At 70.9% G+C, this 6,334-nt stretch carries 7 protein-coding genes, 1 tRNA gene and 1 pseudogene; 8 read left to right on the top strand and 1 reads right to left on the bottom strand.

The genetic code is table 11. From position 1 onward, the window contains the following. Positions 1–586 (bottom strand): annotated as a pseudogene (locus N864_RS17975) (pyruvate dehydrogenase (acetyl-transferring), homodimeric type); the annotation flags it as partial. 224 nt (positions 587–810) lie between these two features. Here N864_RS17975 and N864_RS17970 point away from each other — a divergent pair. The 8 genes from N864_RS17970 (at position 811) to N864_RS17935 (ending at position 6,119) form a co-directional block, all read left to right on the top strand. Beyond that, on the top strand, positions 811–1,221 hold the full coding sequence (locus N864_RS17970; protein ID WP_034720217.1) for a DUF3052 domain-containing protein: 411 nt from the start codon (positions 811–813) through the stop codon (positions 1,219–1,221). Between the two features lie 63 nt (positions 1,222–1,284). Beyond that, positions 1,285–1,779: a peroxiredoxin gene (locus N864_RS17965; RefSeq protein WP_034720213.1), complete on the top strand. Its 495-nt coding sequence runs from the start codon at positions 1,285–1,287 to the stop codon at positions 1,777–1,779. Positions 1,780–1,875: 96 nt separating this feature from the next. Further along, positions 1,876–1,948: transfer RNA gene (locus N864_RS17960), tRNA-Val, on the top strand. Positions 1,949–1,961: 13 nt separating this feature from the next. Beyond that, positions 1,962–2,822 carry a Nif3-like dinuclear metal center hexameric protein gene (locus tag N864_RS17955; RefSeq protein WP_205620993.1) on the top strand — a complete coding sequence of 287 codons (861 nt, stop codon included), beginning with the start codon at positions 1,962–1,964 and terminating at the stop codon, positions 2,820–2,822. After that, positions 2,759–3,559 carry a zinc ribbon domain-containing protein gene (locus N864_RS17950; RefSeq protein ID WP_338033657.1) on the top strand — a complete coding sequence of 267 codons (801 nt, stop codon included), beginning with the start codon at positions 2,759–2,761 and terminating at the stop codon, positions 3,557–3,559. The genes N864_RS17955 and N864_RS17950 overlap by 64 nt, the downstream gene beginning before the upstream one ends. Further along, positions 3,556–4,503 (top strand): reverse transcriptase-like protein, encoded by a 948-nt coding sequence (locus N864_RS17945; RefSeq protein WP_034720211.1) that lies wholly within the window; start codon positions 3,556–3,558, stop codon positions 4,501–4,503. The genes N864_RS17950 and N864_RS17945 overlap by 4 nt, the downstream gene beginning before the upstream one ends. A gap of 24 nt (positions 4,504–4,527) precedes the next feature. After that, positions 4,528–4,941, top strand: coding sequence for a rhodanese-like domain-containing protein (locus N864_RS17940; RefSeq protein ID WP_034720209.1), 414 nt, complete (start codon positions 4,528–4,530; stop codon positions 4,939–4,941). Then, the gene (locus N864_RS17935) at positions 4,938–6,119 is read left to right on the top strand and encodes an O-succinylhomoserine sulfhydrylase (RefSeq protein WP_034720206.1); all 1,182 of its coding nucleotides are present in this window, start codon (positions 4,938–4,940) and stop codon (positions 6,117–6,119) included. Before N864_RS17940 ends, N864_RS17935 begins: the two co-directional genes overlap by 4 nt. The last annotated feature ends 215 nt before the right edge of the window (positions 6,120–6,334 follow it).

Below are 6,334 nucleotides of genomic sequence, written 5' to 3'. Positions count from 1 at the left end.
GGTGGGGGTAGGACGGCAGCGCCCGCAGCTTGCCGTCGACGTAGTGGCTCTTCTCCTGGCGGAACCCGTCGAGGTCGGCCTCGGACAGGTGGCCCTCGAGGAACGAGCGGGCGTACATGCCGGGCGAGGCGTGACCCTGGAAGAACACCTGGTCCCCGCCGCCGGCGTGCTCCTTGCCCCGGAAGAAGTGGTTGAAGCCCACCTCGTAGAGCGTCGCGGCCGACGCGTAGGTCGAGATGTGGCCGCCGACGCCGATGTCCGGGCGCTGCGCGCGGTGCACGAGGACCGCGGCGTTCCACCGGACGTAGCGGCGGAACTCCCGCTCGACCTCCTCGTCACCCGGGAACCACGGTTCGCGCTCCGGCGGGATGGTGTTGATGTAGTCGGTCGCGGTCAGCGACGGCACACCGATCTGCTGCTGCCGGGCCCGCTCGATGAGCTTGAGCATGACGTAGCGGGCACGGGTGCGGCCCTTGTTCTCGAGGACGGCGTCCAGCGAGTCGATCCACTCCTGGGTCTCCTCGGGGTCGATGTCCGGGAGCTGGCTCGGGATGCCGTTGAGGATCGGTCCGGCTTCGGATGCCACGTGATTGTCCTTTCGTCGCGCCGAACGCGTCAGGACCGGTCGGCCCTCCGCGCGCCTCCATCCATCCTCCACCAGATCGTGCCCCCCGTCACAACCGGGTGGGCAGCGAACAGGTGTGCACCGCACTGGGCCCGCGCGGGCGGCTCGCACACGGTAGCGTCGTTCCCACGGGGTGACCGGCCCCGGGCAACGTCACGACGCAGGAAAGGATTGGTGACGCGAGCATGACCGCGGGAGCGGCGTCACTGGGCAAGCTCGGCTTCGCCAAGGGCCAGGTCATCCAGGAGTTCGGCTACGACGACGACGTCGACGACGAGGTCCGGTTCGCCATCGAGGAGGTCGTCGGCAGCGAGCTCGAGGACGAGGACTTCAACGAGGGCGCCGATGGCGTCCTCATCTGGTACCGCGACGGGGACGAGGACCTGGGGGACCTGCTGGTCGACGGCCTCACCAACCTGTTCGACCAGGGCTTCGTCGTGCTGATGACACCGAAGGCCGGCCGGGACGGGCACGTCGAGCCGAGCGAGGTCGAGGAGGCTGCGTCCACCGCGGGGCTGCAGACCGGCGGCGCCGTCAACGTGTCGGCCGTCTGGACCGCCAACCGGCTGATGCCACCGAAGGGTTCTCGGCGCTGACTGGCACACTGTGCGTCACGAGGCCCGGCAAGCGAGGCCCGGACCGGTGAAAGAGGCGTGACCATGAGCACCAACGACGTGGGGACCGTCCCGGCGGTCGGCGACCTGGCGCCGGACTTCTCGCTGCGGGACCACCACGGCGTCGAGATCTCGTTGAGTGCGCTGCGGGGGCGCACCAACGTCGCCCTGGTCTTCTACCCGTTCGCCTTCTCCGGGATCTGCACGGGTGAGCTGCGGGAGATCCGCGATGGGCTGGAGGACTTCCAGGACGACGGCATCCAGGTGCTGGCCATCTCGTGCGACTCCATCTACAGCCTGCGGGCCTGGGCGGACACGGAGGCCTACTTCTTCCCGCTGCTCGCTGACTTCTGGCCGCACGGCGAGGTCGCCCGGCGCTACGGCGTCCTCGACGAGCAGAGCGGCGCACCACGCCGCGCGACCTTCCTGCTCGACCGCGACGGCACGGTCGTGTGGCGGGCCGTGGGCGAGCCGGGAGAGCACCGCGACTTCGCTCCCTACCGGCGCGCCCTCGCCGAGCTCCGCGCACGCGAGGAGTGACGACGGTCCGTTGTGCTGACGGTGGGCGCGCAGAGCCCGCGCACCTGACACAATGATCCCCGCCGTCCGGGCCCTCAGGTGGTTCCGCGCGGCCAGGGGCCTGTAGCTCAGTTGGTAGAGCACCGCGTTTACACCGCGGGTGTCGTCGGTTCGAGCCCGGCCGGGCCCACGTGGAAGATCTTGTGCTGCGTGACGTCGTCGCCCGTCTCGAGGCGCTCTACCCGCCGGCCAGTGCGGCCGCCTGGGACCGGGTCGGCCTGGTGACCGGGGATCTCGACCAGCCCGTCCGGCGCGTCCTGTTCGCCCTCGACCCCACGCTCGCCGTCATCGAGGAGGCGACCGTCTGGGGCGCGGACCTGCTCGTGACGCACCACCCGCTCCTGCTCCGTGGCGTCCACTCGGTCGCGACGTCCAGCGCCAAGGGCGCGAGCGTGACCCGCCTCGTCCTCGCCGATGTCGCCCTCTACGTCGCGCACACCAACGCCGACGTCTCGGACCCCGGGGTGAGTGGGGTGCTCGCGAACGCGCTGGGGCTCACCTCCCAGCGTGCTCTCTCCGAGATCGAAGGGTATGCCGCTGGGCGGGTCGGCGAGCTGCCGGCACCGCTGTCGCTGGCTGAGTTCGCAGGCCGGCTGAGCGAGGTGCTCCCCGCGACGGCGGGTGGACTGCGGGTCGCCGGCGACCCCGACGGCCAGGTCTCGCGCGTGGCCGTGCTCGGCGGCTCCGGTGATGACCAGTTCGACGCGGTGCGGGCCAGCGGCGCCGACGTGTACGTCACCGCGGACCTGCGACACCACCCTGCCCTCGAGGCGCGAGAGGAGGCCCGCGGCGGCACCCCTTATCTCGTCGACGCGGGCCACTGGGCCACCGAGTCGCTCTGGCTCGAGGACGTGCGGCACCGCCTGCTCGACGCGCTGGGAGAGGATGCTGCCGAACCCGTTAGGGTCGAGACCAGGGTGACGACCATCCGCACCGAGCCATGGACTTTCGTGGTGGGTGCCAACAGCGCTCGTCCCGCCAGACCATCCGGAGGTGCGTCCTGAAAGCCGACCCGTCCCGCCAGTGGCGCCTGCTCGACCTGCAGGCGATCGACACCCGGCTCGACCAGATCGCCCACGCCAAGGCCCATCTGCCCCAGATAGCGGCGATCACCGGCGCCGAGGCGGACCTCTCGGGGCTCGACGTCGACCTCGTCAACGCCCGCACCGCGGCCGACGACGTCCGGCGTGAGCTGGCCAAGGCCGAGCAGGACGTGCAGCTCGTGCGCGACCGCGCCGCGCGCGACCAGGCCCGACTCGACTCGGGGCAGGGCTCGCCGAAGGAGCTGACGTCCCTGCAGCACGAGCTCGTCTCGCTCGCCCGCCGCCAGTCGGAGCTCGAGGACCTCCAGCTCGAGGTGATGGAGCGGACCGAGACGCTGACCGACCGCGTCGCGCAGATCGAGCAGGCCAGGGCAGAGGCTGCCAAGCGTCTCGACGCCCTGCGTGCGGAGCAGACCGACGCCCTGCGCGACCTCGAGTCGGAGGCCAACCAGGTGGCGGCGAGGCGGCCCGACATCGTCGCCGGCATCGGCGAGGACCTCGTGGGGCTCTACGAGAAGATCCGCGGCGCGAGTGGCGGGCTCGGTGCGGCCGAGCTGAAGTACCGCCGCTGCGGTGGATGCCGGTTGGAGCTGGGCAACGTCGACCTCGACCGGATCCGCAAGGCTCCGGAGGACGAGGTCGTGCGCTGCGAGGAGTGCCGGCGGATCCTCGTCCGCACCGCCGAGTCAGGCCTGTGACCGGAGCAGCACGACCTCGCCTGCTGGTCGAGGCGGACGGCGGGTCGCGCGGCAACCCCGGGGTGGCCGGCTACGGCGCGCTCGTGCGCGATGCGGACAGCAAGGCGGTGCTCGTCGAGCTCGCTGCACCGCTCGGGCAGGCGAGCAACAACGTGGCCGAGTACTCCGGCCTCATCGCCGGCCTGCGTGCCGCGCTCGAGATCGACCCCGCGGCCGAGGTTGCGGTGCGGATGGACTCGAAGCTCGTCATCGAGCAGATGTCGGGTCGCTGGAAGATCAAGCACGAGGACATGCGTCGCCTGGCCCTCGAGGCCCGGGAGGTCTGCTCCGAGTTCACTGCCGCCGGTGGCTCCGTGCGGTTCCAGTGGGTCCCGCGCGAGCAGAACAAGGCTGCCGACGCCCTGAGCAACGAGGGAATGGACGGGCACCACGTCCGTCGGGACCACCGGGCTGCGGCCGACGAGGCAGCGGATGGGGCGGTGTCCGAGGCTCCCACCGGGACTGGCCTGCAGCTGTTGCTGGTGCAGGTGCCGGTCGACGAGGGGCGTGCGGCGGCCGTGGCTGCCGGTGCCCGCGAGCTGCTCGGCCCCGATGCCCACGTCACGGCGGCGAGCAACCCGCTGGCGGATGCAGTGGCCCGCGAGATCGCGCAGCCCTTGGGTGTGGCGGTGACCTCGTCGGACGACTGGGCCGGCCCGAGCGCGACCGCGGGGGCCGACGAACGCGTGCGAGCGGCATACCACTCGTTGGTCGAGCGGGGCGGCACCGTTGTGGCAGTCACGACGCGGCAGGGAGTGCTCACCGTCCTCAGCGAGGTGCTCGGACTCGCCCATGACCGCTTCTGGACCATCGCGACCGCGCCCGGCAGCCTGAGCGCGGTCGAGGTGTGGCCGGACGGCACGGCCTCGGTGGCATTCACGAATCGGACGGCGCATCTGCGCTGACTGGCGCTGTGCGATATTCGGGCCATGAGCTACGCCGGTGACGTGAGTCCAGTCGAGACCTGGGAGGCTCTGCAAGCCGACCCGCGCGCCGTGCTCGTCGACGTGCGGACGCGCGCCGAGTGGACGTACGTCGGCCTGCCCGACCTGTCCCCGCTCGGGCGCGAGGTCGTGCGGATCGAGTGGGTCAGCTATCCCGAGGGCCGGGTCAACGAGCGCTTTCTCGCTGACCTGACCGATGCAGGCGCCGGGCAGGATGACGCGGTCTACTTCCTCTGCCGCTCCGGCGTTCGGTCGGTCGCTGCAGCGGAGGCGGCCGCCGCCGGCGGCTGGCGACGCGCTTACAACATCCTCGACGGTTTCGAGGGGCCGCATGACGCGGATCGTCACCGCGCGGTGGCCGGTTGGAAGGTCGCGGGGCTGCCGTGGGTGCAGGGATGACGGAGGGGACGAAGGGCTGGCGTCCTGACACGCTCGCGGTGCGAGCAGGACTGTCGCGAAGTGGATTCCACGAGACGTCCGAGGCGCTCTATCTCACGTCCGGGTTCGTCTACGAGTCGGCCGAGGCGGCGGAGGCGGCCTTCAGCGGGGGCAGCGAGCGGTTCGTCTACTCGCGCTACGGCAACCCGACCGTGCGCATGTTCGAGGACCGCATCGCGGCGATCGAGGGCGCAGCGGCGGCATTCGCGACGGCATCAGGCATGGCCGCGGTGTGGGTTGCCCTCGCGGCGCTGCTCGGCAAGGGCGACCGGGTCGTCGCGTCGCGGTCGCTGTTCGGATCGTGCTTCGTCATCCTCGACGAGATCCTGCCGCGGTTCGGGGTCGAGACGGTCTTCGTGGACGGCCCGGACCTCGAGCAGTGGCGCACAGCCCTGTCCGTGCCGACGACGGCCGTCTTCTTCGAGACGCCGAGCAACCCGATGCAGGAGCTCGTCGACATCCGTGCGGTCTCCGACCTTGCCCATGCCGCCGGAGCGCAGGTCGTCGTCGACAACGTCTTCGGGACGCCTGTGTTTTCCCGGCCCCTCGAACACGGTGCGGACATCGTCGTCTACTCCGCCACGAAGCACATCGACGGGCAGGGCCGTACGCTCGGCGGCGCGGTCCTCGGCACCCGCGAGTTCATCGACGGCCCGGTGCAGAATCTCATGCGGCACACCGGACCCGCCATGTCGCCGTTCAACGCATGGGTCCTCGTCAAGGGGCTCGAGACGATGTCGCTGAGGGTCGAGCGGATGGGGGAGAGCGCCCTCGAGGTGGCGCGTTTCCTCGAGGACCATCCGCGGGTCCGCCGCGTGGTCCACCCCTTCCTCCCCTCGCACCCACAACATGACCTGGCGGCGCGGCAGATGCTGGGTGGCGGCTCGGTCGTCACCTTCGAGATCGAGGGCGGGAAGGGGGAGGCCTTCGCGTTGATGAACTCCCTGCGCGTCGTCGACATCTCCAACAACCTCGGCGACTCGAAGTCGCTCATCACGCACCCGGCGACGACGACCCATCGGCGGCTGACGCCCGAGGCAAGGCGAGCCGTCGGCATCACGGACGGCGTCCTCCGGATCTCGATCGGCCTGGAGGATGTCCGGGACCTTGTCGAGGACCTGTCGCAGGCTCTCGGCTGAGTCGATCTCTCCGGTGAGTCGGCCGCGTCCTGGGTTGCGTCGAGCGCTCCGCTGAGCCGACCGCTTCGCTTTCCCGGGCGCTGGTTGTCACCCGACCTCCATGCGGCCGTCGCAGTTGCCCCAGGGCGGCGCCTACCGGCGGTGACCCGGCCTTTGCTCCCCTGCTCCGGGTGACCCGGTCGAGCCGTGCCGCGCTGCTCGGTCAGCTGGCTTGG

The sequence above is a fragment of the Intrasporangium chromatireducens Q5-1 genome, assembly GCF_000576575.1.
In the GTDB taxonomy this organism is placed as follows: Bacteria; Actinomycetota; Actinomycetes; order Actinomycetales; family Dermatophilaceae; genus Intrasporangium_A; species Intrasporangium_A chromatireducens.
This window is presented reverse-complemented; position numbering and strand designations above follow the sequence as displayed.